The following is a 25228-nucleotide window of genomic DNA, read 5'->3' as shown; positions in this document are numbered from 1 at the left end:
TATGAGAAAAATAAGCTTAGTATTGCTATTAACCCCTTTTTTAGGTTTAGCTCAATGGGGTCCTACACCAGGAAAGGGAGGGCATTTCGTTCCTGTAGACCAATATGAAGTAGCTTTAATCATTGCAGCTATTGTCTTAACTTTAGTCGTTGGTTTTGTAGCTTCTAAGAAATTTAAAAAAGCTTAAAGAAGTTTTTAGTAAATATTTTATAGAAAAAGCACCACGGCTTGGTGCTTTTTTTGTTATTTTGAATTTTTATTATTTTGAATTTATGAAAAATGTACTTATTGCCATAGCTTCACTGTTGGTCTATTCTGTTTCTGCTCAGTTCAACATCCAAGGTCAGATACAGAATTATGAGAATCAGTCGATGAAAATTAAAACTTATCAAGATGGGATTTTAACCTATCTAGACCGTATAAATACCGATAAAAAAGGAAATTTCAGCTATCACATAAAAGAAAACTATACGGGGCTAGTGGTTTTAGAATTATTAGATAAAAATTATCAGTTGGTCGCTAATAATGCAAATATCTATTTTGAGACCAATTACAAAGACGCAAAAAATCAGCTAAACTTTCGAGATGCAGCCAATCTTAGCTATCAAAAATATTTGGATGTAGAAGACAAAAAAGAATTAGCCAGAAATAATTTAAAGCCTTTAAAAAATTATTATCTAGAAAACACAGAATTTTCTAAGGCTTTAGAAAAAGAAATAAAGCGTATTCAGAATTTAGAATACCCAGCCAATCTCCCAAAAGATTTAAATTACTTTATTGAAACCAAAAATTACCTGAGCACAGTTGGCTTGGCTGAGAAATCGCCTAGCGAATGGCTATCAGAAATCAATCAGCATTTGCAAAACGATGGACAAGAGTTAGAGAATTTTGGCTTTTTGCCTCAGTTTGTTGTTTCCTACATTTCATTATCGATGGCGGGAGCGCAGAGTAAGGCTGATGCTGATGAAAAAATTAAAACAAATTTAAATTCGCTTGTCGATGCAATAGGGGCAGATACTTCGCGGGGACAGAGTATTTTGGCAATAGCCATTCCGCTATTGCGTGGCAATGGATTTGATTTGGTAGCGGATGATTTAAATCAAAAAGCAGAAAGCTTGACTTGCCAGTTAAATTCAGCTTTGGCAAATGCAATAAAAGCACCAATAAAAGTAGGTGAAAAAGCACCAAATATAGTCTTCTCGGAAAAGAAAAGAGGAAAAAAATCTTTATATGAAATCAAAGCCAAAAAGAAAATGGTGATTTTCTGGGGTTCGTGGTGTCCACACTGCCGAAATGAAATTCCATTCATCAAAGATTTTTATGAAAACTTTAAAAAACAAGGAGGAGAAATTGTCTCTTTTGCGTTAGATTCAGCTAAAGAAGATTATTTACCTTTAGTTCAGGGAGCAGACTTTATTACCGATAGTGATTTGCTTAAGTGGGATAGCCCAGTGGCAAGAGATTATGGCGTAAATGCGACGCCAACAATCTTTTTGCTTGATGAAAATAACCAAGTTGTAAAAATAGGAACACGCGTTTCTGAATTTGTTCAATTTTAATAGAAGTTTAAGTTTTTAATATTTTAAAGTTTAAATTATATTAATTTCATATTTTTATATTAATTTTAAGTTTTAAATTTATTTTGTGATGGAAGGAATTAAAAATGAAAGTGGAGCGGAAGAAATTTATTCTAAAGCTTTGCGCGCAGGTAGAAGAACTTATTTTTTTGATGTAAGGGAAACACGTGCAGGTGATTACTATTTAACGATAACTGAAAGTAAGAAAAATACAAACGATGATGGGTCGTATTATTTCAAAAAGCATAAAATCTACTTGTATAAAGAAGATTTTGAAGGCTTTAGAGAACATTTAGATAAAATTACCGATTTTATTTTGAATGAAAAAGGTGAAGAAGTCATCTCAGAAAAACACCAATCTAGCTATGATGAAAATAGCGATGAGAGAGGAAATGACTCTTCTGTCGATAAATTTACAGATATTACATTTGATGATATTTAGAAGCTGATTGATAATTCATCAAAGGCTAAAAAAACATTTTCTGGTAATTCTCGTTGCACATCCTCATGAAATCCCATCATGTGACTTATGTGAGTTAGATAGGTTTTTTTAGCCTTAATTTTTTGGCTCAAGATCAGTGATTCGGCTAAAGTCATGTGAGCATGGTGTGTTGGCTCTTTTCTCAATGAGCTGATAATCAGTATTTCTAAATCTTCTAGTTTTTTATATTCTTTCGCTGGCAGGTGGCTAACGTCTGTCAAGTACGCGATGCTTCCTATGCGATAACCTAGAATGGGTAGCTTACCATGCATAACTTCTATGGGAGTAATTTCAATGCCATCAGCAATGAATGCTTCTAGCCCAATTTCGATAGGTTCAAAAGCTGGCAAACCAGGGTATTTGATGTCACCAAAGGCGTAATTAAACCGAGATTTAAGTTGCCTCATCACCCGAGGTAATGCATAGATTGGCATATCTTTATTTTGCTTGAAGTTAATGGGGCGAACGTCATCTAAACCGATGATATGGTCATTATGCTCGTGGGTGATTAAAATGAAATCGACATCGGTTAATTGACTTCGTAACATCTGTTGCCGAAAATCGGGCCCGCAGTCAATTAATATTTTTTTTTGCTTGTAATGAATAAAAATAGAACTCCTTAATCTTTTGTCTTTGGCATTAGTAGATAAGCATACTGGGTGTGTACAACCAATGGGTGGAACGCCTTGTGAAGTTCCTGTGCCTAAAAAAATGATTTTATTATTGATGTCCCGCATAATATTTGATAAATTTACCTTAAATAAAACATAGCTGCAAATTTCTTATTTATGGAAAGAGTATTAACCCCTAAACAGAAAGCTTTAGAAATTAACTTAGACCGAAGTATTTATGGCTCTTTTGCTGAAATTGGTGCTGGGCAAGAAACCGTTCGTTTTTTTTATCGAGCAGGAGGAGCCAGTGGGACTTTAGCCAAAGCCATGTCAGCCTATGACAAAGACTTTAGTGACTCCATTTATGGGCGGGAGAATGATGGCCGCTACGTGACTGAAGAACGTTTAAAACGAATGCTTGGCCATGAATTCCGTTTGATAGAAGAACGCCTAGATGCAGAACAGCACAGAGGGCAGCGTTTCTTTGCTTATGCCAATACCGTTACTACAATAGATTATGCTAAAAAATATAAAGGCCACGGATGGGTCGGAATCAAATTTCAAATAGAACCAGGAGAGGAGTGCAGTGAAATTATTTTGCACGTTCGGTTCAAAGAAAATACAGCACATTTGCAGCAAGAGACCCTAGGTATTTTGGGAATTAACTTGATTTACGGAGCCTATTATTATTATGATAATCCACGTAAACTGCTGGATTCTCTCTATGATATGATGGATTTAGATCAAATTGAAATCGATATGATTAATTTCTCAGGTTCAAGATTTAAATATGTAGATAATCGATTGATGAGTTTACATTTATTAAGAAACGGAATGACGCAAGCCGTGATGTTTGGCCCAGATGGAATGAATATTTTACCAGCTTCTATTTTTTACAAAAAACACATTTTTGCATTGAGAGGAAGCTTCAGACCTGTGACCAACGTAAACATTGATATGCTCAACCAAGGTTTGAAAATGTTTAAAAATCAATATAATGAAATTACAGAGGAAAACTTAGAAGTTTTGTTTGAAATTACACTGAGCAACTTGAGTCAAGAAGGTGAAATCGATGAGCGTGATTTCTTAAACCGTGCTGATATTCTCTGCCGATTAGGTTATAATGTGTTGATTTCTAACTTTTCAGAATATTATAAATTGGTAGAATACTTTGCTAATTTCACCAAAGAAAGAACTCAAATTGGCATTTCAATGGGAGTTAACAATCTAATTGCGGTGTTTAATGAGAAATATTACACAGACTTAAGTGGCGGAATTATGGAAGCCTTTGGGAAATTATTCAAGCGAAATGTCAATATTTATCTCTACCCATACATTAGTAGAGAAACAGGAGAGCTACTCAATAGTAATAACCTGAAGGTAAATGATAACTTGAAAGATCTCTACAAATATTTCAAAAAAAATGGTAGAATCATAGATGTAGAAGATTTTAATCAAAGTTATCTCAAAATTTATTCTAAAGAAATACTGAAGCAGATCCCTAAATGCAAAGAGGGCTGGGAAGATAGTCTGCCAGGTGATATTGCGGATTTCATCAAAACCAAGGGGCTTTTTGGCTATGATTCAGATAAATGTAAGTATATCTCGACAGAATAAAATGAAATAAAAATTTTTAAAGGCTTAAAAAAAATTAATCTAAGCCTTTAAAATAATGCGTATTATTTTCTATTTGCATCTGATAAAGTTTTTGGTACTCCCCATTTAGCTCGAGCAGCTCTTGGTGCGTCCCTTCTTCTTTAATTCTCCCATTTTCTAAGTAGATAATGCGGTCAGCGTTTTTAGCAGAAGATACTCGGTGAGTAATGATGAGCGTGGTTTTATCTTCTGTTTCGGAATTGATGTTCTGCAAAATGTTTTCCTCAGTTTCAGTATCTACGGCAGACAAACTATCATCAAAGATTAAAATTTTAGGTTGCTTGATTAAAGCGCGTGCAATAGAAATTCTCTGTTTTTGCCCACCCGATAAGGTAACGCCGCGTTCACCAACTTTAGTTTCATAACCTTGAGAAAAATGCACTATATTCTCATGCACATCAGCTTTTTTAGCATATTCTTTTGCTTTGCTGAGGTCTTTCTCATCCAAAGCAAAAAGTAAATTTTCAGCCAAAGTGTCAGAGAATAAAAAGGCTTCTTGTGGCACAAACCCAATCTGCTGGCGTAGAGAAGCTAAATTTAAATCTTTTACATCTTGGTCATCAAGCAAAACTTGACCTTCATCAGGGTCAAATAATCGAACGATGAGTTGTGCCAAAGTTGTCTTTCCTGAGCCAGTTTTGCCCAAAATAGCTAAAGTTTTACCAGGCATTAAAGTAAAACTTAAGTGATTGATGGCCAAAATTCCTGTATTTTTATGCGTATAAGAAACATCCCTAAATTCAATTTTACCTATTAGTTGAAAGTCTTTAGAATTAGTGTTGAAAACAGCAGGTTTGGTATTGAGAAACTCATTGATGCGTAGCATAGATGCCTCTGCTCGTTGAATGACCATCGAAACCCAACCCAATGATGTGAATGGCCATATAAGCATATTTAGGTACATGAAAAATTGAGCTAAAGTTCCTATTTCGCTAATTTCACCCTTGATGTAGCGTATCCCGCCCATGTATAGAATTAAAATTTGACTCAGCCCAATCACAATAATTATTAGCGGAGTGAAGAAAGCCTCAATATTAGCCAGCTCAATAGATTTTTTCTTGTAAGTTTTTGCTTTTATATTATAATTTCTTTTAACTGTATTGGATTGGTTATAGGATTTAACCACATGAATACCAGAAAAAATATCTTGTACAAAGGCAGAAATATTTGATTGCTCTGCTTGCACGATTTGACTTTTTTTATTGATGTGACTACTCAGCAAATAGACCAACCCCGATAAAAATGGTAAAGAGATGAGTGTATAAATGGTCATGACCTGATCTACACGAAGCATCTCAACGATTAAAATAATCGTTAAACAAACAAGATTGATGGGGTACATAATACCTGGGCCTAAATATTGCCGAACGTAGCCAACATCTTCACTGATTCGATTCATTAAATCACCGATGCGGTGGGATTTATAAAAATTTAAATCTAAAAACTGATAATGTTGATAAATGGTGTTTTTCAAGTCGAATTCAATGTAGCGAGAAGTAACAATCAATGTTTGGCGCATTAAAAATTGTAAAAATCCAGCAATGATGGGCAGTCCTATAATGATGGCACCATATTTTAACAGCTGCTGAATATGTTTGGAATCTTTGTCTCTTGCTAGAATGATTTCTTCTATAAAGTTGATCGCATCACCAACAAAACGAACCGTGTAAACCGATAAAAAATTTAACACGATGATGATGAGAACACCCACCAAAAGACGCCATTTGTATTTAGCAAGATGTTTATTTAATGTCCATAGCTCTTTCATCTGATATTAGATTAATCAATAATTTCAGAAGCTTTTGCATAAGTTTCAGCAAATTCACGAATCAGCTTAGCCGTATTTTTGTCGCTTGTGGCATTCTCATAAGAATTAGACATCGAAACAAAAACTTGATGAAAAAAAATCTTCATATCATCTATAGGCATATCTTTTGTCCACAAATCAATTCTCAAAGCTTCTTTTTTAGTCTCATCCCAAAAGGAAAGCATTACCGCTTTGGTAGGCTGATGGTTGATGCCGCCATCTGGGGCAGACCACTCCAGACGGTCAGGTACATGATTTTCATCTAAACTAATTTCTACAGAAATATTAGATTTCTTTTCTTGATTTTCTGATTTTTTCATTTTCATTGAGGTTTATATCCTGATTTTTGAAAAATCTCTTCACTTTGTTTTTCGTAAATCAGTTCTTTTAAAGTAATTTCAGAATTATCTTTTAGATAATTTTTAATGATTTGCCAGCCCATCCATACGCCAACTCTACCAGGTGTATTTGCATCATTTTCCAAATAAAATTTAGAAAATGGGGCAGGGTAAATAAATCTTTCGCTCAATTGATGATTATCGCTAAACAACAAATCGTTTTCGGTAAAATAAAGATAAACTTCTGCCTCGTTATCGCTGAGCCATTGCATACTTTCATCCGTATAATCTAATAATTCTGAATCTGAATACTGCGGGCAAAACCGTTTCATCAGAGCAATAATTTTGCCTTCGTAGATTATTTGGTCTAAAAATTTTCTCTGATGAATTTCATACGGAACCATTTGCCGAGCTATATTCTCAGCAACTCTGAGCTTAAATTGCTCAAAATCCATGCGCTTGCGCAAATAATGTGGGATACCAACTTTCTCATATAAATTTTCCTCTTTCCCCAAAAACCAATCTAACCCGATAACCAAATCATGCGTTTGCTTAAAGTAAGCTATGGGGTTCAAATAAGGCATCTCTCCAGTAAATGAATAAACGCTGGGAGCGGCAAAATCTTCCTGAAAATCTTTGATGTAACCAAACAAATCAGCTAAAGAATCCTGAACTTGCTTTAGCGAAATTTTTTGCTGTACTTCTCGGTGGAAATCAAGTGCCAAAGAATCTTCTCTTCTATTTGAAAGAATTGAATCTGGAATGTTTCCAAAAAAATCAGGGTAAGTTTCTTGTAATTTTTGATTGCTTACCGCTAAATCAAAATAAATAGCTGAGATGTCATGCCACTCAAAATCAATAGGTTGAATTTTTGTTTTGGTAGCCCAAGGATTTTTTTCTTTTACGCAGCTGGTGAGTAAACATAAAAGCACAATTATTGCAGAGATTTTATTCATAAAATTCATGAAAAATACGCTTACCGATTTTTTACAAAAATAGAAAATAATGAGAACAAATCAGGTGATAGATTTTATTACGCAATGGATGAAAGATTACACGCTCAGTGCGAGGCAGAAAGGTCTAGTTATTGGCATTTCTGGAGGGATTGATAGCGCCGTAACCTCCACTTTGGCGGCCAAAACAGGCTTGCCTACTCTAGTTATCGACATGCCAATTCATCAAAAAAAAGACCAACAAAGTCGGGGGCTAGAGCATATAACTTGGCTGAAAAGTAAATTTGATAATGTAGAAAGTTTAAGTTTGGATTTGACTTCAACTTTTGATGAATTTGTAAAAGTTGTAGAGCCAGAGAATCAAGAGCAAACTTTGTTGAGCTTGGCCAATACCCGAGCACGACTGAGAATGGCAACACTATATTATTACGCTGGAATTCACCATTACTTGGTTACTGGCACGGGAAATAAAATTGAAGATTTTGGTGTTGGCTTCTTTACTAAATATGGTGACGGAGGAGTTGATATTTCGCCCATTGCGGATTTGATGAAAAGTGAAGTTTATGAAATAGCAAAAGAACTAAACATTATATCAAGCATTCAGCAAGCAAAACCCACTGATGGCCTGTGGGAGGATAATCGAACCGATGAAGACCAAATTGGCGCTAGCTACGATGAGTTGGAATGGGCAATGAATGTGCTGCTGGGAAGTCAAAAAAAACCGACTGATTTAACTGAACGGCAAAAAGAAGTTTTAGCCATTTTTCAGCGATTGAATAAAGCAATGCAGCATAAAGTAAACCCGATACCAGTGGCTAAAATTCCAAAGGAATTAAGATGATTTTTTTCTAAGGCTTAATAAAATTTTATTTATCTCGATAATTCAAATTTGGATTGAAAAAAAATCCGTAGCCTAATAAAACTACGGATTTCAAATTTTTTCTAAGCCTTAAAAAATTATTCAAAAATATAAGGAGCATAGTTTAAATCCATTTTATCATAAATGAATTTCAAATTTTGCATTCTATTTTTCCAATCTTTATAATTTTTTAGCTCATTAGGCGTCCAGTCGACTTCAGACAAAGCACCTAATCTTGGTAACAGCATATACTCAACATGATTTCCATCTTTGATGTATTCAGTCCAGATGTTTCCTTGTGCACCTAGAATATGCTTTTGCTTATCAGCACTCAACTCCTCGGGCATGGGGTTAAATGAGTAAGTTTTCTCAGGAGTTACCAACCCACCAATACCAAAAGGAGTTTTGGTCTCAGCATCTTTTTTATCTTGGTAATAATCAAAGTATAAGAAATCAGTCGGAGTCATAATGACATCATGATTTTCTTTTGCCGCATGGATTCCACCTTGAGTTCCTCTCCAGCTCATTACGGTAGCGTTTGGCGCCAAACCACCTTCCAAAATTTCATCCCAGCCGATGATTTTTCTACCATGGGCATTGATGAATTTTTCCATACGCTGAATGAAATAACTTTGCAGTTCATGCTCATCTTTTAGCCCTTCTCTTTTGATGACAGCCTGAGCCTGAGCACTATTTTTCCATTCTTTCTTAGGCGCTTCATCACCACCGATGTGGATGTATTCGCTCGGGAAAATTTCAAAAACTTCTAAAAGAACATCTTCCAAAAATTTAAAAGTTTCCTCTTTAGGTGCGTAAATTTGGTCAAAGACGCCCCACCATTTGATGACTTCATAAGGACCAGTATTATTTCCCAATTCTGGGTAACTCGCTAAAGCAGCAGTTGCGTGTCCAGGCATTTCAATTTCAGGAATCACATTAATGTGTCTTTCAGCTGCATATCTTACAATTTCTTTAGCTTCCTCTTGAGTGTAGAATCCGCCATATCTTTTGCCGTCACCTTTATACTCTTGATTTGTACCAGAATGAGGAAAATTTTTCTCAACAGCTGTCTCAGCACGGTAAGCACCTATTTCAGTTAATTTCGGGTATTTTTTGATTTCAAGACGCCAACCTTGGTCCTCAGTCAAGTGCCAGTGGAAATTGTTCATCTTGTGCAAAGCTAAAATATCAATGTATTTTTTGATGAATGAAACAGGGTAAAAATGGCGTCCAACGTCTAAATGCATACCACGATAAACAAAACGTGGTTCATCAACGATTTTACCCGCTGGAGCGTTTAAACCATCAGTGAAAAACTGACGCAATGTTTGTATACCGTAGAAAATCCCCTTTGCGGTAGAAGCTTTGATTTCAATTTCATTGGGATTAATCGCTAAGGTATAAGCCTCTTCACCAGAAATGCCAGAGTCTAAACTTAAAACAATTTGATTTTTAGAAGCTTTATTTGCCGCAACAGATAAATTTAAGCCAGTCTGTAATTGCAAATACGATTGAAGAAAATCAGCTTCTTTGGCTAACCCCTTTTCAGCAAAGATGCGTGTAGATGAATTTAAGCTAAACTGCCCTTCTGTAGGGGTAATGCTTTTGGGTAAAGGAATGATTTTAAAATCCTTGATAGAATTTGCTTTTGCTGCTTGAATTTCAGGCGTTGTTTTTTTCGCGATTTGCGAAGTCGAACAAGCTGCTAAAAAAAATAGCAGAAATAATGGAATAATACTCTTCATTAGTCAAAAAATTAAATTTGACTAAAAGTACAAAATATTGCCTTATTCTGAAATTTTTTAAGCCTTAAAAAAAGAAAATTATTTTTTTTTAATATCTGAAAGAAATTCAGCCTTAAATTTTTTAAGGCTTAAAAAAAATTACTTACTTTCGGCGTAAAAATCTTCTTTGATTTGAATTTTCTGGTCAGCCAAGCTACACTTTACCTTAAATTTCACTAGCTCATCTGTCGACTGAGTAAAATCCTGTACTTCGCCTTCCCAGTTTAGAAAAAGATTTCCCTGAGCATCTTTAGAGAATTTAAGTAGATTGTTATCAATCTCATAATCTTCTTGTCCTACGGCCAAATTGGTGTAGAATATCTCTTCTATTTCACCATCCTCATCCTCTTCTTCTACAGTACTGAAGGGAATTTCTATCGTATTGCCGATGAGTTTTCTCTTATTATCAAAAGAAATAGGGAAATCATCAATATTCAAAATTACTTTAGGAAATTCATTTTGCAATGAATCTTCGGCCATGTGATCTAAATCTTCGCTGGATTCGATTTCTAAGACTAAACAATTTTTTTTTCTGAGGAAAACAACTTTGCAGAAAGATTTTTCTACATGGTAAATCAAGGTTTCTTCTGGGTGGAAGAATTCAATTGTGCCAATCATTTTATTTAAGTAACTGAAGTGTTTTTTATTACGCTGCGAATATAAGAAATCTATTGAATTATAAAACAGGAAAGATCTATTTTTTTGAAAAAGAGAAGTATTTTAAAATCATTTTAAATTTTCGTTAAAATTTAAGCAAATTCTTAATGGAGTAAAATCAAAAGTTTTTCTTAAATTGCTAATCATTTTTTAGATTAAAAATTATTAACATTTATAACTTGAAGTATGACTAATACAAGTAAACAAAACTACGTAGTTCCGCTCGCATTCATTGGGCTTATGTTTTTTTCTATCGGATTTGCACTCGGCATCAACTCCTATCTGATTCCTGTGCTCAAAGGTAAACTAAGCATCTCGTCAGCAGAAAGCTATATGCTACTGGCAGCGACATTCATTCCATTTTTAATTTTTGGATACCCAGCTTCTTTATTGATTAAAAAAATAGGCTACAAAAAAACCATGGCTTTTTCTTTTTTGCTTTTTGCTGTGGCTTTTGGGCTTTTTATTCCATCTGCTAAGGCTGAAAGCTTCATTTTATTTTTAATTGCTTCATTCGTCAGTGGTACGGCAAACGCCTATTTACAAGCTTCGGTAAACCCGTATGCAACGATTTTGGGGCCGATAGAAAGTGCCGCAAAAAGAATCAGTATCATGGGGATTTGCAATAAATTGGCTTGGCCGATTGCACCGCTCTTTTTGGCTTTCGTGATTGGTAAAGAGATCCAATTGGTAGAAACATCAGACTTAGCATTACCATTTTACATCATTGTAGGTGTATTTTTGCTTTTAGGCATTATCTCTTTGGTCGCACCGCTACCAGAAGTGAAAGCTAAAGGGGAAGATGAAGAAGATTTGACTTTGGCTTCTGAAACAAACTTTGCAACTAAAAAATCTATTTTTGATTTTCCGCATCTGATTTTGGGGGCAGTAGCACTATTCTTTTATGTAGGGGTAGAAACAATTTCATTAGCGACAATGGTTGATTACTCTAATGAGCTGGGAATCAATGATAAAACAGTTTTAGGTTCAGATTTCAGAATTGGAGAATTAGCATCCTTTATCCCATCTATCGGTATGGTGATTGGGTATATTTGCGGAGCAATTCTCATTCCAAAAGTGATTACGCAATCTTTAGCACTGAAAATCTGTTCTTTACTAGCCATTTTTGGTACTTTAGCAGTTGTTTTAGCTCCTGCAGCTTACTCGATTTACTTTATTTCATTTATGGCGTTAGGTTGTTCACTTATGTGGCCTGCCATCTGGCCGCTGGCGATGGATGGTCTTGGGAAGTTTACAAAAACAGGCGCATCTTTGCTAACGATGGCTATCGCTGGTGGAGCCGTATTGCCATTGATATTTGGTTGGTTAAAAGATTCTTTTGGTATGCAAAATGCTTATTGGCTATGCTTGCCTTGTTTCTTGTTCATCTTATTCTATGGAATGGCAGGGCACAAAATCAGAAAATAAAAACCTTATCATTTCATTTGACTAAAAAAAACCTTGAAGTTTAAAGCTTTAAGGTTTTTTTTATAAAAAAGAGAAACAACTGTATATTTAAGTTTTTTGAAATTCAAATATTTAAGTAGCTATTTCTCATGATTAACCTTGGCAGAGATATGAATATTTTTTGTTATGTAGATGAATTTTGAGATAATTTTCATCAAACCACTCAAAGTTTTCTCATTGAGGAGAAATCTAAACGCTAACTAATAATAGCTGTTTATGAAGTTTGATGTTAATCAGACTCAGGTGATTAGTGAAATTATAAAATTTAAAATAAGTTCTTAAAAAATGAGAAAAGAAAAGCTGCTTAGAGAAATAGCAGCTTTAGTTTATAATCTATTGAACTTTATTTTTTACTTAAGTTCAGAAGGAGCAGATTTTAATTTAGGAATCATTACCAAAAAGTAAAGAGCCGTAAAACAAAGCACAATCACAGCGGCGTTTTGAGACTGCAAAGCATCGGCTGCAAATCCCATTAATAAAGGAAATATTGCTCCACCAGAAATGCCCATCACCATCAAACCAGAAACTTCATTCTGATGATTTGGCTTGTTTAATAAAGCTTTGGAGAAGAAAATTGAAAACAAATTAGCGTTCCCAAACCCGATAATGGCAATGGCAGAGTATAAAATGGCAACGTCAAAGTATAAAATAGCATCATTTTGCGCTACAAATAGAAGGCTAAGTGCGATGAATATACAAGCAACACTGATGATATAGAAAATTCTAGAAGAAAATTTAGCCAAAATAAATGCACCTAAAAAACTGCCAATCGTTCTGAAAAGAAAATAAACACTCGTTGCGTAACCAGCTTTTTCTATCGACCAACCTAGGCGTTCGATAAACAATTTAGGTGCCATTACGTTTACCCCAACATCTAGCCCAACGGTACATAAAATGCCTATAAAACAAAGTAGAATGGTTTGATCACCCAATAATTTAAAGCAATCAGAAAACGAAGAGGTTTTGATGCTTTTATCAGGTTCGTTGACTTTGGTGATGCCTAGTAAAATTACAGCTAAAATCGAAATAACCATAAAAATAGGGAACAATAGCTTCCAGTCATTCAAAGACGTAGCTGCCCAAACTGCAATGATGGGAGCAGAAAAAGAAGCAATTGCTTTTAAAAATTGACCAAAAGTTAAAGAGCTTGCTAGTTTGTCGCCAGTTACTACGCTTGAAATCAAAGGGTTGAGTGACACTTGTAGTAGAGTGTTCCCAATCCCGAGAAGGCAGCAGAAAATCAACATCATTCCGTAATTATATGAAATAAAAGGAATGGCTAGCGCCAAAATAGTGATGACTAAACTGAGTAAAACCGTATTTTTTCGTCCGATTTTGTTCATTAAAATTCCTGTAGGGATGGAAAAGATCAAAAACCATAGAAAAACCATAGATGGTAGCAGCCCTGCCATGCTTTCGGTCAGCTTAAAATCCTCTTTCATGTAATTGGTTGCAATGCCCACCAAGTCTACAAAACCCATGATGAAGAAGCTAAACATCATAGGAATCAGCTTCCAAACGGTACTTTTATTCATTGTAAATATTATTTAATTAAAGACTAAATTTAGTTCATTTAATTTTGATAAAGAAATTAGTCTTTGATAAAATTTTTAAAGCCTTAAAAAAATCATATTTATTCTTAATTTTTGAAGGCTTAAAAAAAATCTCTTTTCAATTTGATGACTAAAAAGAGATTTCATAAAAGTAAGATAAAGCTTAAATTTCTTGATTTATATCAAAATTCTCTAAATAATCTGAAACACGTTTCACAAACATGCCGCCTAGAGCACCGTCTACCACGCGGTGGTCGTACGAGTGAGAGAGGTACATTTTGTGGCGAATCCCAATCAAGTCACCTTGTGGTGTTTCGATGACGGCAGGTTTTTTTTCGATGGCACCTACTGCCATGATGGCAACTTCTGGTTGGTTGATGATTGGTGTACCCAAAATATTACCAAAGCTTCCAATGTTAGAAACAGTGTAAGTTCCACCCTTTATTTCATCGGGTTTTAGCTGATTGTTCTTTGCTCTGTAGGCCAAGTCATTGATTTTTTTTGTCAACCCTACTAAGCTAAACTGGTCAGCATTTTTGATAACGGGTACAATTAAATTCCCATCTGGGCGAGCAGCAGCAATGCCAATGTTGATGTTATTTTTCTTGATGATTTGGTCTCCATTTACAGAAATATTAATCATCGGGAAATCTTTGATGGCCTTTACAATTGCTTGAATGATGATGGGCATAAAGGTGATTTTTTCGCCTTCACGCTGCTGAAATTCTTTTTTGATTTTATTTCTCCACAAGACAACATTTGTCATATCCGTTTCTACAAAGCTAGTGACGTGAGGAGAAGTTTGTTTGCTGGCAACCATATGCTCGGCAATAATTTTTCGCATACGATCCATTTGAATAATTTCTTCATTAGATCCTGCGATTACTGGCTGAGCAGTTGCTTGAGTTTTTTGTGGAGTTGTGGCTTGAGCTTGTTGATTAGTAGCTTGATTTGTAGTGTTTTGAATTGATTTTTCTGAAGTTTTAGAACGATTTTCTAAATAATTCTGAATATCTGCTTTTGTAATTCTACCATTCAATCCACTGCCCGAAATGTTTTTGAGCTCCTCTGCTGAAATGTTTTCTTCTTTAGCCATAGAACGCACGAGGGGAGATAAGAATTGCTCGCCTTCTTGCGAAGCAAAGGTGTGAGTTGTTTTCTTGGACTGAATAGCAGCCTCCAGTTCTTTTGCCGCTTCCGCCACTTCTTCTTCGACTTCGGTAGAGATTTCCTTAGAGTTTTCACTAGGAGAGGAGCTCTCTTCGCTAGAATCTTCGGTTTTTATTATAGCGATAGCTTCACCTACTTTGGCAATTTGATCTACCTGCACAAGAATTTCTTTTAGAATCCCGCTAGCTGTAGCAGGAACATCAGAATCTACCTTATCGGTTGCGATTTCTACAATAGATTCATCTTCTTCGATTTTATCTCCGACTTGTTTGAGCCACCCAGTCACAGTAGCTTCCATCACGCCTTCGCCCATAGAGGGTAAAATAACTTTATGTTCTGCCATAGCTTTGCTTTTACACAAAGATAGGAAATCACGGGCGTTATTGTAAAAATTTCTAAAAGCTTTATAAAAAATAAATGAAATTCTTTTCTTTTGAGAGCTAATTAATAATTTTGAATCTACAATAAATCACCTTTCTTATGGAGTTGAATGCAAGTAATGTTCATGTTGATTTAATTCTAAAAAGTTTATACAGCTACTGGGCGCAATTCTTGGAACAAGTGCCAGGTATTATATTGGGTTTAATCATTATAATCTTAGGATACCAAATTTCAATCAGGTTAGGGGAATTGGCAAAAAAAAGAATATCTCACAATACTACAGACCCATTGATGAGCAAACTTTTAGGGAATATCATCAAAGGGCTGATTTTTATTTTCGCAGTCATTTGGGCATTAAAGGCTGCGGGGCTGAATTCCATTACCAATTTTTTATTCACCACACTGGGGGCCAGTGCCATCATTGTAGGTTTATCATTCAAAGATATTGGTGGGAATTTTTTATCGGGAATAATTTTAGCTTTCAACCGCCCTTTCAATGTAAATGATACGGTGAAAATCGGTGAAAATTTTGGGCAGATAAAGTCTTTAGAATTTCTTTATACCAAAATAACGACATATGATGGGCGAGATGTCTTTTTGCCCAATAGTGATGTAATTAGAAACCCCGTGATAAACTATACGGATGACGGATTCTTCCGTTGCGACTTCCAGGTAGAAGTTTTGCCCATGGCAGATTTAGAAGATGTGAAAAGAATCATTCGTGAAATCTTGAAATCAGAACCAGATGTGGTGGAGAATCATACGCACACTTCCTTTGTTGCAGAGAAAGAATTACTGCGAAGCAACGTTATTTTAGGAGTTTACTTTTGGGTCAGTACAAACGAGTTTCGTAAATCATCTCTCATAGCTAAAGGAAAAGTGGTGCAAAAAGTAAAAGATGCGCTCTGGGCCAAAAACTATTTGCCAAAACCATACCAAGTCTTGGGCTGGAGTAGTGATGAGAATAATGTTTCTGTTCAGCTGAAAAATCCTTTGTAAAATCACTTGATCTTTTGACTTTTCATCAAGGAAAATTAAGATAAAAGTAAAGCAATCATGAATCTTTCATTTACATTTATGAATCATTTATTAAATCATTAATTCCCGATTACCAAATGAGCTTTCTTCTATTTCCTATTACTAAATTACACATTCACAAAAATTTTTTAAGGCTTAAAAAAAAGTGATGAAATTTCCTCATCACTTTTTGAATAAATTTTATATAAGGCTTAAAAAAAATCAGTAATTACTATTAAAAGTTTTTCCACCAAAATTCCAAGTTAAAGCAAATCTTAGCGTATTTTGAAGCGCGTTGTTGATGTCATTGGTCGGGAATAAATAAGAAAAATCAATACTAAAGGCATTGTACTTTAGCCCCGCACCCAAAGTTGCGTATTGTCGCGCACCTTTCACTTCGCTCTCGTGGAAATACCCTGCACGGAATGCAAAAGCGTCTTGAAAAACATATTCACCGCTCAATGCCCAAGTGAATTCTTTCAATTCTTCTGAGAATCCATCGGGAGCATCGCTCAGTGAGCTAAAGATTCCTGAAATAACGCCTTCATCTTTCACAGTGTAATAGTCGGCAATACCATCACTATTAGCATCTACTGGAATGCTAGGCGTTGGCACAAGTAGTTTATTGATTTCAGTCCCAATGCTCAATCTGTTAGCATCATCGAGGTTTAAATCTAAAACACCACCCATTCTTAGATTAGTTGGTAAGAAATTTTGGTAATCCTCTGATTCATAATAGTCTAGCTTTGGCCCAATATTGCTGATATTAATACCTAAACGCATTTTACTATCTAAATCACCGAGTTTAAACGGATAGCTTTGGTACAAAGCACTCAAATCCACAGCGAATGAATTAGCTGCTGAGGTGTTGGCATTTTGGTCATTATTAAACAAATCAGAGCGGATGTACCTGCCCGTTACCCCCATGCCGAATTGGTCAGATAACTTCAAAGAGTAAGATAAATCAAAAGAGAACTCATTAGGTTTGGCTACTCCCAAATCTTGAATTTTACCAGCAACCCATTGCGTCAAATCAACTTGGCCTATGTTGAAATAATAAATACTAGCTCCCAAAGCACTTCTTTCGTTTTCGCCCAAGTAAGTATGAAACGCTGCATTCATCAAGAAAACATCATTAGTAATTTTACTAAGATAAGGCGTATAGGAAATTCCCACGCCAGAATGTTCCTCTGAAAAAACATATTTGGAAGGATTCCAATACTGAGAAAAAACATCAGCAGAAGTAGCAACCCCCATATCACCTAAACCACCCGCACGAGCATCGGGAGAAATTCTAAGAAAAGGAGCCCCCGTGCGTACCGGGCGAATAGTCTGAGCCTGCCCCCAAAGCATCCCGCCAAGGAAAAGAAACAATAAAAATTTGTTTTGAGTCATTGTAATGAAATTAAATAATTCATAAAAATCGCAACAAATATAATTAAATTACTGTAAACGTATTCCCCATTGTGGATTTAGAATAAGTCAACTTTAATGAGTTGGTAGATATGGTTATAGACAAATTTATTTTGTAAGATTTAAATAAAATAATTGTTTTAATCATATTTGAATTTTAGGAATAAACTTGATGATTGGTCCTTAGTTTCTTTGAATGAAGTTTTTTTAAGCTTCAAAAGAAATAAAATTTAATCTTGGTTTAAAATTTGTTTTGACAGCATACATTTCATTTAGTGATTGAAAATAAAAGAATAATTTTTTAAGGCTTAGAAAAAATTGTATAATTCGCACTAAATTTTTTTCTTTGCATATTACAAACTAAGAAAATAGAAAGTCAAATGAATAATAAATTCATTTTTGTTTTAAGTTTGGTGTTGGCCTTTATCCTCACTTCTTGTGGCAATAAGAGTGGTGTGAAAAGTGGCGGAGGCACCAAAAATTACACAAGCCGAACAGGATGGAAGCCTAATGATAAAAAAGGGTGGTTTTTTACTGGCGACAAGAAAAAAGAAAAAGCTTCTGAAGGGATGGTTTATGTAGAAGGAGGAACCTTCACAATGGGGCAAGTAAAAACCGATGTCATGCGAGATTGGAATAACACGCCTAGACGTATGCAAGTGAGATCATTTTACTTGGCTGATACAGAGGTGACTAACTATGATTACAAAGAATACATGTCTTGGATTTCTTACGTGTTCCCTAGTAGCGACCCCAATAATGAAAACATTAATAAAGGTATATTACCAGATACGCTAGTGTGGGGGAATAAATTAAGCAGAAATGAAATTTTCATCAATGAATATTTGAGAAATCCTTCATTTAACTATTACCCCGTGGTAGGCGTTACATGGTTGCAGGCTCAAAGATACTGCGATTGGTTGACTGATAGGGCTAACGAAAAAGCAATGATGGAAAAAGGATACCTGAGTAAAGATTTATATTTAAACCCAGATGTAAATTTTGGGGCAAATCATTTCAACACAGAGAAATTTCAACAAGATCCAGATAATGTTTTCCAAGGAGATGGCGTGATTGATACGGCCAAAATTATGAAAGAAATTAAAGTGAAAAATGCAAATCCACGAATCAATTATCGTTCAACGATGAATGCAAGCTTAGTCCCTAAATTTAGATTACCGACCGAAGCAGAATGGGAATACGCTGCTTTAGCTTTACCAGCAGACCGCGTTTACAATCAATACGAAGGTAAGCCAATTGCAGGAGAAGATTTGAGACACTCTAAGGGGAGAAAACGTGGCGATTTCATGGTCAATTTTAAGCAAGGGAGAGGCGATTACTCTGGCATCGGAGGATGGGGCAACGATGGCTCAGCTATCACTAGCGATGTGAAAGAATACCCGTCAAACGAATTTGGATTATACGGAATGCTAGGCAATGTAGCTGAATGGACAGCAGATGTTTATCGTCCCATTATAGATGATGATGCTAACGATTTTAATTACTATAGAGGTAACATTTACACTAGAAAAATCCCGAATGGAACAGGTGGTTATGAAACCGTACAAGAAGGAGCTATAGAATATGATACGCTGAGCAATGGTCAATTATTAGCCAAGGCCTTGCCAGGTTCTTACCGCACAGAAATGATAGAAGACGCTAGAGATTATAATGATGGAGACTATCGTTCTTCATTAGACGTCGGTAAAGCAGGAACAAATCCAGATAATACCAATGCCGATATGTACAATTCACCAGTGAGAAACTTTAGAATGACCGACGATGGACGTGTGATTTTAGATAAAGACTCCAAAGAAAGAACCTCCGATATCAGCAAAGAATTGCGTGTAGTAAAAGGTGGCTCTTGGAGAGATGACATCTACTGGCTAGATCCAGGACAAAGAAGATACATGCACGAGGCAAGTTCTGCAGCTTGGGTTGGTTTCCGTGTCGCTCAAGATTATACTGGGCCAATGAAATCAAACAAAAATAGAAGCAAAAGAGGTATTAAATAAATTAATTAAAACTCAAATATAAGAGGTTGTTTTCAACCTCTTTTTTATTATTCATGTTAGAAGAAATTTATCAAATTTTCCAAGAATCATTGGGAATTAATACTGATTCTCGAACAATTCAACCACAACAGATTTTTTTAGCTTTAAAAGGAGAAAACTTCAATGGGAATCACTATGCCAAACAAGCCATAGCTGCTGGAGCCATAGCTGCAATTGTAGATGAAGAAGTTGACGGAGAAAACATTTATCGTGTAGAGAATAGCTTGAAGTTTCTACAAGAATTAGCTCATTTTCATCGTCAGCAATTAGACATCCCAGTGATTGGACTCACAGGGAGTAATGGGAAAACGACGACTAAAGAATTGATAGCTACCGCTTTGTCTCCAAAATTTAAAGTTGCTTTCACGCAAGGCAATTTAAACAATCACATCGGTGTGCCGTTAACTTTACTTTCGATTCAAAAATCACATGAAATGGCTGTGATAGAAATGGGCGCCAACCACCCTGAAGAGATTGCAACACTTACTCGCATTGCTGCTCCGACGCATGGATACATAACCAATTTTGGGAAAGCACATTTAGAAGGCTTTGGGAACTTAGAGGGTGTGATTGCAGCCAAGTCTGAATTGTATGATTTTCTAAGAATAAATAAAGCTTTCGCTTTTGTGAATGCTGATGATGCTATTCAAATTCAGCGAACAAAGAATATTAAAAACTTAAAATTTGGATTTGAAAACCCTGAAGTAGATTATTTTTTTAAGCCTTTAAAAAATTCTGAAAACGCAACAATTGAATTCCGAGAGACTGAAATTAATTCTCATCTCACAGGGCATTACAATGCGATAAATATTGCAGCAGCGGTGAGTATAGCGTTACATTTTGGAGTAAATTTAAATTCCATCAAAAAAGCGATAGAAAATTATTGGCCACAGCTCAATCGTTCACAAATTGTGAAAAAAGAGCAGCTAACCATTATTATGGATTCCTACAACGCCAACCCTACAAGTATGGAGGTGGCACTGAAAAATTTAGCAAGTAAATCAGGCAAGAGAATAGCCATTTTAGGCGATATGTTTGAGCTGGGGAGGCATGCCAAAAGCGAACATCAAAAAATCACTGACTTAGCAGAGTCATTAGATTTAGATGAAATTTTCTTGCTCGGGGAGAACTTCAGTCAAATTCAAACACAGCAAGCCAAGAAATTCAAATCTGTAAATGAATTTAAAAATTATTTAAAAGAAAATCCATTACCTCCAGCCACGATTTTGGTCAAAGGTTCTAGAGGAATGACTTTGGAGAAAATAAAATTTTAAAAGCCTATTTAAATTCTAAATAGGCTCTAAAACTAATTCTTTTAGCCTTAAAAAAAATTAAACATCAAACCCGTTGGGGTAAGAAAAGCGAATTTCTTCAATACTTTGATTCACTTTCTCTTCTAATTCAGCACGAAAATTCATCATTTTTTGAGCGATTTTTTCATCGGTTGAGCCTAGAATTCTTGCCGCTAGCAAGCCAGCATTTTTGGCGGCGTTCAAAGCCACGGTGGCCACAGGAATCCCATTAGGCATTTGGAGGATACTCAAGATGCTATCCCACCCATCGATGGAATTACTGGATTTTACAGGAACGCCAATCACTGGCAAGTGAGTCAAACTTGCAACCATGCCAGGAAGATGTGCCGCTCCGCCTGCTCCAGCAATGATGACCTTCACACCGCGTAGGTGCGCGTTTTCTGCAAATTTAAGCATTCGCAGAGGCGTTCGGTGGGCGGAAATCAAGGTAAGCTCAAATGAGATGCCCAGCTCAGTTAAAATTTCGGTAGCTTCTTTCATCACAGGTAAGTCGCTTTGGCTTCCCATGATGATACTAACTTGTGGGTTTTCAATATGCATAATTTTTAATTTTTTTTTTAAGGCTTTAAAAATTTATTCAGAAATAATTTTTACTTCTTTTTTTATCGTTTCAATTTGCTGGATGACACCATCCCAATCTTGAGCAACCACGGTAGAATGCCCCATTTTTCTGCCTGGCTTAGTCATTTTTTTGCCATACCAATGTAGGGAATGGCCTGGTAAATTCAAAATTTTTTCTAAGCCTTGAATTTTAGCCTTCCCCGTATACCCACTGGCACCGATGAGGTTGAACATTGCTGATTTGAGTTTTGACTCAGGATTGCCTAGTGGGAAATTGAGCAGGGTACGCAACATCATATCAAATTGCGAACAAAAATTTCCTTCGATAGTGGCGTGCCCACTGTTGTGAACGCGAGGAGCTGTTTCATTCACCCAAAGACTTCCATCGTGATTTAGAAACAATTCGATAGCAAAAATTCCTGGGGAATTGAGTTTTTTGACGACCTTCAAAGCTAAATCTTTCGCTTGCTGAGCAGTTTCTTCATCAATTCGGGCAGGAGAGATTAAGTAATCAAGTAAATTATACTCGGGGTTGAAAACCTGTTCAACTACGGGGTAGACAGCGGTTTCGCCACTTTGATTTTGAGCGACTAAAACTGCCAATTCCATCAGAATATCTGCTTGTTCTTCAAAAATGGAATCTTCTCCCCAGCAGTTTTCAAAATTTTCAGCACTCAGGAGTTGCACGCCTTTGCCGTCGTAGCCGCCTTTTTTCAATTTTTGAACGTTGGGCAAGTCATTTTTATCTTTGAGTGGAGCTGTAGCAATATCATGATTCAAATAAAAATCTTTTTGAATTCCTTTATCTTGAATGATTTCTAAAACTTCAGGGTCGGGGATAACGGTTTTTCCTAGTTTTTTCAATTTCTTTAGAGCCGAAAGATTCACGTGTTCGATTTCAATTCCTACAATGTCTACGTTCTCTGCAAAATTCAGTACATCTAGCTCGTTATTAAAATCACCAACGACAAACCGATGCGCAATTTTGCTGCATGGAGCTTCGGGATTAGGGTCAAGAATATGGATTTCTACTGGGTAGTTGAGAGCGTTTTGTATAAACATTCTACCGAGTTGTCCGCCGCCTAAAATTCCAATTTTTTTCATAAGGAGAATAATTTCTGGTAAAAAAATAGTCAAGTTATTTACGCAAAGTAAAAATTTTAATTAACATTGCAACATATTAAGCAAATGTAATTGATGAAATTAAAATATCACGATTTAATTGACCAAACGTATTATTTTCCACAAGAGGAATTTACGCTAAAAGATCATGCGCTGCAATTCCACGGGATAGATTTGATGGGTTTAGTCCAAGAATATGGTTCTCCGTTAAAATTTAATTATTTACCCAAAATTTCAGAAAATATCCAAAAAGCTAAAAAATGGTTTGCAGAAGCGATAGAAAAGCATCAGTACAAGGCTACTTACAATTATTGCTATTGTACTAAAAGTTCACACTTTTCTTTCGTTTTGAATGAAGCTTTAAAAAATGATATTCATATCGAAACTAGCTCGGCGGTAGACATTAATATTGTGGAGAAACTTCTAGAAAGTGGAAGGTTGACGAGCGATAATTGGGTGATTTGCAATGGGTTTAAAAGAGATCAGTATGTGGAAAACATTGCTCGGCTGATGAATAACGGGCACAGGCGTTGTTTACCGATTATAGATAATTATGAGGAAGTCAGTTTACTGAAAGATTCCATCGAAGATAAATTCCAAGTAGGAATCAGAATTGCATCAGAAGAAGAGCCAAAATTTGAGTTTTATACCTCTCGATTGGGGATTGGCTACCGAGATATTGTTCCGTTTTACAAAAAGGAAATCAAAGATGACCCCCAAGTGGAACTTAAAATGCTTCATTTTTTCATCAATACAGGGATTAGAGATACAGCTTACTACTGGAGTGAATTAATTAAGTGCTTGAAGGTTTATGTCAACTTAAAAAAAATATGCCCAAGCTTAGATAGCCTGAACATTGGTGGTGGGTTTCCTATAAAAAACTCTTTACATTTCACTTATGATTATGCTTATATGGTTGATGAAATTGTGAATCAAATTAACTTATATTGTGAGAATGCTGGGGTAGATGTTCCACATATTTTCACGGAGTTTGGTAGTTTTACCGTAGGCGAGAGTGGTGGAGCGATTTACGAAATTCTTTATCAAAAACACCAGAACGATAGAGAGAAATGGAACATGATTGATTCTTCTTTTATCACGACTTTGCCTGATAGCTGGGCGATTAGTAAAAGATTTGTAATGTTGGCCATCAACCGCTGGAATGATGAATATGAGCGAGTATTGCTAGGCGGGTTGACTTGCGATAGCGATGACTACTATAATAGTGAGCAGAACTTGAATGCTATATTTTTGCCCAAGTTCAAAAAAGAAAAACCTTTGTATATTGGCTTTTTCAATACAGGGGCATATCAAGACACGATTGGTGGCTTTGGTGGCTTGCAGCATTGCTTGATTCCAAAGCCCAAGCATATCTTAATTGATAAAAATGAAAAAGGAGAAATCATAACAAAATTATTTGCACCACAGCAGAATGCAGATGATTTTTTAAAAATTTTAGGTTATTAAAAAAAAATATTAAAAATGGGAGCAATCAGTGATTTTATACAAAAGTACTATTTACATTTTAATGCAGCGAGTTTAGTCGATGCAGCAAAAGCTTATGAAGAACAACTCAACCAAGGCAACAAAATGTTGGTGAGTTTAGCAGGAGCGATGAGTACAGCAGAATTAGGTAAAATTTTTGCCGAAATGATTCGCCAAGACAAAGTACACATCATTTCTTGTACAGGCGCTAATTTAGAAGAAGACATTATGAATTTAGTGGCGCACAGCCATTACAAAAGAGTGCCCAATTATCGTGATTTAACACCCCAAGAGGAATGGGACTTGCTAGAAGTAGGGCTCAATCGAGTGACGGATACTTGCATTCCAGAGGAAGAGGCTTTTCGTCGATTGCAGAAACATATTTACAAAATTTGGAAAAATGCTGAAGAAAAAGGCGAACGCTATTTCCCACATGAATTTATGTATAAAATGTTACTTTCAGGCGTTTTAGAAGAATATTATGAGATAGATTTAAAAGATAGCTGGATGTATGCCGCGGCAGAAAAAAACCTGCCTATTGTAGTGCCAGGCTGGGAAGACAGTACTATGGGCAACATCTTTGCAAGCTATGTAATCAAAGGAGAATTGAAAGCAACTACGATGAAATCAGGAATAGAATATATGACATTTCTAGCCGATTGGTACACCGATAATACAAAAGACAATGGCATTGGTTTCTTCCAAATTGGGGGAGGAATTGCAGGAGATTTCCCTATTTGCGTTGTGCCTATGCTTTACCAAGATTTAGAAAGAACAGATACACCATTTTGGAGCTATTTCTGCCAAATTTCAGATTCCACAACTTCCTACGGAAGCTACTCAGGGGCAGTACCCAACGAAAAAATCACATGGGGGAAATTGGACATCAATACACCAAAATTTATCATTGAATCTGATGCTACCATTGTAGCACCATTAATTTTTGCTTATTTACTAGACCTATAATAT

At 35.8% G+C, this 25228-nt stretch carries 22 protein-coding genes; 11 read left to right on the top strand and 11 right to left on the bottom strand.

The features are described from left to right. Window position 1: 1 nt before the first annotated feature. The 3 genes from QOX03_RS08065 to QOX03_RS08055 all read left to right on the top strand — a co-directional run bounded on the left by QOX03_RS08065 (window position 2) and on the right by QOX03_RS08055 (window position 2019). The gene (locus QOX03_RS08065) at window positions 2-187 is read left to right on the top strand and encodes a hypothetical protein (protein WP_283670721.1); all 186 of its coding nucleotides are present in this window, start codon (window positions 2-4) and stop codon (window positions 185-187) included. A gap of 85 nt (window positions 188-272) precedes the next feature. Then, entirely contained in the window at window positions 273-1559 is a 1287-nt protein-coding gene (locus tag QOX03_RS08060) for a TlpA family protein disulfide reductase (RefSeq protein ID WP_283670720.1), read from the top strand. An 88-nt stretch (window positions 1560-1647) separates the two neighbouring features. Next, window positions 1648-2019: a PUR family DNA/RNA-binding protein gene (locus QOX03_RS08055; protein WP_283670719.1), complete on the top strand. Its 372-nt coding sequence runs from the start codon at window positions 1648-1650 to the stop codon at window positions 2017-2019. On the opposite strand, the gene QOX03_RS08050 is transcribed toward QOX03_RS08055, so the two are convergent. Beyond that, complete coding sequence (locus tag QOX03_RS08050) at window positions 2016-2795, bottom strand: MBL fold metallo-hydrolase (RefSeq protein WP_119057651.1); 780 nt, start codon at window positions 2793-2795, stop codon at window positions 2016-2018. The genes QOX03_RS08055 and QOX03_RS08050 overlap by 4 nt on opposite strands. A 51-nt stretch (window positions 2796-2846) precedes the next feature. Here QOX03_RS08050 and QOX03_RS08045 point away from each other — a divergent pair, with 51 nt between their 5' ends. After that, window positions 2847-4286: a TonB-dependent receptor gene (locus QOX03_RS08045; RefSeq protein WP_283670718.1), complete on the top strand. Its 1440-nt coding sequence runs from the start codon at window positions 2847-2849 to the stop codon at window positions 4284-4286. A gap of 34 nt (window positions 4287-4320) precedes the next feature. On the opposite strand, the gene QOX03_RS08040 is transcribed toward QOX03_RS08045, so the two are convergent. From QOX03_RS08040 to gldB, 3 genes are read right to left on the bottom strand one after another with little or no spacing between them, the layout of a single operon-like run. Next, on the bottom strand, window positions 4321-6093 hold the full coding sequence (locus tag QOX03_RS08040) for an ABC transporter ATP-binding protein (RefSeq protein WP_283670717.1): 1773 nt from the start codon (window positions 6091-6093) through the stop codon (window positions 4321-4323). An 11-nt stretch (window positions 6094-6104) separates the two neighbouring features. Further along, complete coding sequence (gene gldC, locus QOX03_RS08035; RefSeq protein ID WP_283670716.1) at window positions 6105-6452, bottom strand: gliding motility protein GldC; 348 nt, start codon at window positions 6450-6452, stop codon at window positions 6105-6107. A gap of 2 nt (window positions 6453-6454) precedes the next feature. Beyond that, window positions 6455-7426: a gliding motility lipoprotein GldB gene (gene gldB, locus QOX03_RS08030; RefSeq protein ID WP_283670715.1), complete on the bottom strand. Its 972-nt coding sequence runs from the start codon at window positions 7424-7426 to the stop codon at window positions 6455-6457. Window positions 7427-7475: 49 nt separating this feature from the next. Here gldB and nadE point away from each other — a divergent pair, with 49 nt between their 5' ends. Beyond that, entirely contained in the window at window positions 7476-8264 is a 789-nt protein-coding gene (gene nadE / locus QOX03_RS08025) for an NAD(+) synthase (RefSeq protein ID WP_119059140.1), read from the top strand. Between the two features lie 116 nt (window positions 8265-8380). On the opposite strand, the gene QOX03_RS08020 is transcribed toward nadE, so the two are convergent. Both QOX03_RS08020 and QOX03_RS08015 read right to left on the bottom strand, forming a co-directional pair. Further along, window positions 8381-10027 (bottom strand): beta-N-acetylhexosaminidase, encoded by a 1647-nt coding sequence (locus QOX03_RS08020; RefSeq protein WP_283670714.1) that lies wholly within the window; start codon window positions 10025-10027, stop codon window positions 8381-8383. A gap of 138 nt (window positions 10028-10165) precedes the next feature. Further along, window positions 10166-10684, bottom strand: coding sequence for a hypothetical protein (locus QOX03_RS08015; protein WP_119057657.1), 519 nt, complete (start codon window positions 10682-10684; stop codon window positions 10166-10168). A gap of 225 nt (window positions 10685-10909) precedes the next feature. Between QOX03_RS08015 and gluP the strand changes: the two genes are divergently transcribed. Beyond that, the gene (gluP, locus tag QOX03_RS08010; protein WP_165846420.1) at window positions 10910-12151 is read left to right on the top strand and encodes a glucose/galactose MFS transporter; all 1242 of its coding nucleotides are present in this window, start codon (window positions 10910-10912) and stop codon (window positions 12149-12151) included. A 389-nt stretch (window positions 12152-12540) separates the two neighbouring features. On the opposite strand, the gene QOX03_RS08005 is transcribed toward gluP, so the two are convergent. After that, complete coding sequence (locus QOX03_RS08005; RefSeq protein WP_283671755.1) at window positions 12541-13671, bottom strand: MFS transporter; 1131 nt, start codon at window positions 13669-13671, stop codon at window positions 12541-12543. 235 nt (window positions 13672-13906) lie between these two features. Beyond that, a complete protein-coding gene (locus QOX03_RS08000) occupies window positions 13907-15256 on the bottom strand; it encodes a dihydrolipoamide acetyltransferase family protein (protein ID WP_283670713.1) in 1350 nt (449 codons plus the stop codon). Window positions 15257-15393: 137 nt separating this feature from the next. Between QOX03_RS08000 and QOX03_RS07995 the strand changes: the two genes are divergently transcribed. After that, window positions 15394-16293, top strand: a complete 900-nt coding sequence (locus QOX03_RS07995) for a mechanosensitive ion channel family protein (RefSeq protein WP_283670712.1) — start codon at window positions 15394-15396, stop codon at window positions 16291-16293. A 240-nt stretch (window positions 16294-16533) separates the two neighbouring features. Here QOX03_RS07995 and porV read toward each other — a convergent pair whose 3' ends face one another. Continuing rightward, a complete protein-coding gene (gene porV / locus QOX03_RS07990) occupies window positions 16534-17706 on the bottom strand; it encodes a type IX secretion system outer membrane channel protein PorV (RefSeq protein ID WP_283670711.1) in 1173 nt (390 codons plus the stop codon). 398 nt (window positions 17707-18104) lie between these two features. Here porV and gldJ point away from each other — a divergent pair, with 398 nt between their 5' ends. Then, on the top strand, window positions 18105-19739 hold the full coding sequence (gene gldJ, locus QOX03_RS07985; protein ID WP_283670710.1) for a gliding motility lipoprotein GldJ: 1635 nt from the start codon (window positions 18105-18107) through the stop codon (window positions 19737-19739). 53 nt (window positions 19740-19792) lie between these two features. Next, entirely contained in the window at window positions 19793-21052 is a 1260-nt protein-coding gene (locus QOX03_RS07980; protein ID WP_283670709.1) for a UDP-N-acetylmuramoyl-tripeptide--D-alanyl-D-alanine ligase, read from the top strand. 57 nt (window positions 21053-21109) lie between these two features. Here the strand turns inward: QOX03_RS07980 and purE are convergent, their stop codons facing one another. Beyond that, window positions 21110-21631, bottom strand: a complete 522-nt coding sequence (purE, locus tag QOX03_RS07975) for a 5-(carboxyamino)imidazole ribonucleotide mutase (RefSeq protein ID WP_119059147.1) — start codon at window positions 21629-21631, stop codon at window positions 21110-21112. Window positions 21632-21664: 33 nt separating this feature from the next. Then, window positions 21665-22756 carry a 5-(carboxyamino)imidazole ribonucleotide synthase gene (locus tag QOX03_RS07970; RefSeq protein ID WP_283670708.1) on the bottom strand — a complete coding sequence of 364 codons (1092 nt, stop codon included), beginning with the start codon at window positions 22754-22756 and terminating at the stop codon, window positions 21665-21667. Between the two features lie 93 nt (window positions 22757-22849). Here QOX03_RS07970 and QOX03_RS07965 point away from each other — a divergent pair, with 93 nt between their 5' ends. Continuing rightward, window positions 22850-24241, top strand: a complete 1392-nt coding sequence (locus tag QOX03_RS07965) for a type III PLP-dependent enzyme domain-containing protein (RefSeq protein ID WP_283670707.1) — start codon at window positions 22850-22852, stop codon at window positions 24239-24241. Window positions 24242-24256: 15 nt separating this feature from the next. Further along, a complete protein-coding gene (locus QOX03_RS07960) occupies window positions 24257-25225 on the top strand; it encodes a deoxyhypusine synthase family protein (RefSeq protein ID WP_185124685.1) in 969 nt (322 codons plus the stop codon). Window positions 25226-25228 lie beyond the last annotated feature (3 nt).

This window comes from Candidatus Ornithobacterium hominis (assembly GCF_951229915.1).
GTDB classification, from domain to species: Bacteria; Bacteroidota; Bacteroidia; order Flavobacteriales; family Weeksellaceae; genus Ornithobacterium; species Ornithobacterium hominis.
Note: the sequence above shows the minus strand (reverse complement) of the source record. Positions and strands in the feature narration are given on the sequence as shown.

Coding starts and splice junctions, on each gene's coding strand:
- gldC (WP_283670716.1), bottom strand. CDS start 6,452: ATGAAAAAATCAGAAAATCAAGAAAAGAAATCTAATATTTCTGTAGAA.
- QOX03_RS08055 (WP_283670719.1), top strand. CDS start 1,648: ATGGAAGGAATTAAAAATGAAAGTGGAGCGGAAGAAATTTATTCTAAA.
- QOX03_RS08065 (WP_283670721.1), top strand. CDS start 2: ATGAGAAAAATAAGCTTAGTATTGCTATTAACCCCTTTTTTAGGTTTA.
- gluP (WP_165846420.1), top strand. CDS start 10,910: ATGACTAATACAAGTAAACAAAACTACGTAGTTCCGCTCGCATTCATT.
- porV (WP_283670711.1), bottom strand. CDS start 17,706: ATGACTCAAAACAAATTTTTATTGTTTCTTTTCCTTGGCGGGATGCTT.
- QOX03_RS07960 (WP_185124685.1), top strand. CDS start 24,257: ATGGGAGCAATCAGTGATTTTATACAAAAGTACTATTTACATTTTAAT.
- purE (WP_119059147.1), bottom strand. CDS start 21,631: ATGCATATTGAAAACCCACAAGTTAGTATCATCATGGGAAGCCAAAGC.
- QOX03_RS08040 (WP_283670717.1), bottom strand. CDS start 6,093: ATGAAAGAGCTATGGACATTAAATAAACATCTTGCTAAATACAAATGG.
- QOX03_RS07965 (WP_283670707.1), top strand. CDS start 22,850: ATGAAATTAAAATATCACGATTTAATTGACCAAACGTATTATTTTCCA.
- QOX03_RS08060 (WP_283670720.1), top strand. CDS start 273: ATGAAAAATGTACTTATTGCCATAGCTTCACTGTTGGTCTATTCTGTT.
- QOX03_RS08050 (WP_119057651.1), bottom strand. CDS start 2,795: ATGCGGGACATCAATAATAAAATCATTTTTTTAGGCACAGGAACTTCA.
- QOX03_RS08045 (WP_283670718.1), top strand. CDS start 2,847: ATGGAAAGAGTATTAACCCCTAAACAGAAAGCTTTAGAAATTAACTTA.
- QOX03_RS07980 (WP_283670709.1), top strand. CDS start 19,793: ATGTTAGAAGAAATTTATCAAATTTTCCAAGAATCATTGGGAATTAAT.
- QOX03_RS08005 (WP_283671755.1), bottom strand. CDS start 13,671: ATGGGTTTTGTAGACTTGGTGGGCATTGCAACCAATTACATGAAAGAG.
- gldJ (WP_283670710.1), top strand. CDS start 18,105: ATGAATAATAAATTCATTTTTGTTTTAAGTTTGGTGTTGGCCTTTATC.
- QOX03_RS08020 (WP_283670714.1), bottom strand. CDS start 10,027: ATGAAGAGTATTATTCCATTATTTCTGCTATTTTTTTTAGCAGCTTGT.
- gldB (WP_283670715.1), bottom strand. CDS start 7,426: ATGAATAAAATCTCTGCAATAATTGTGCTTTTATGTTTACTCACCAGC.
- QOX03_RS07970 (WP_283670708.1), bottom strand. CDS start 22,756: ATGAAAAAAATTGGAATTTTAGGCGGCGGACAACTCGGTAGAATGTTT.
- QOX03_RS07995 (WP_283670712.1), top strand. CDS start 15,394: ATGGAGTTGAATGCAAGTAATGTTCATGTTGATTTAATTCTAAAAAGT.
- nadE (WP_119059140.1), top strand. CDS start 7,476: ATGAGAACAAATCAGGTGATAGATTTTATTACGCAATGGATGAAAGAT.
- QOX03_RS08015 (WP_119057657.1), bottom strand. CDS start 10,684: ATGATTGGCACAATTGAATTCTTCCACCCAGAAGAAACCTTGATTTAC.
- QOX03_RS08000 (WP_283670713.1), bottom strand. CDS start 15,256: ATGGCAGAACATAAAGTTATTTTACCCTCTATGGGCGAAGGCGTGATG.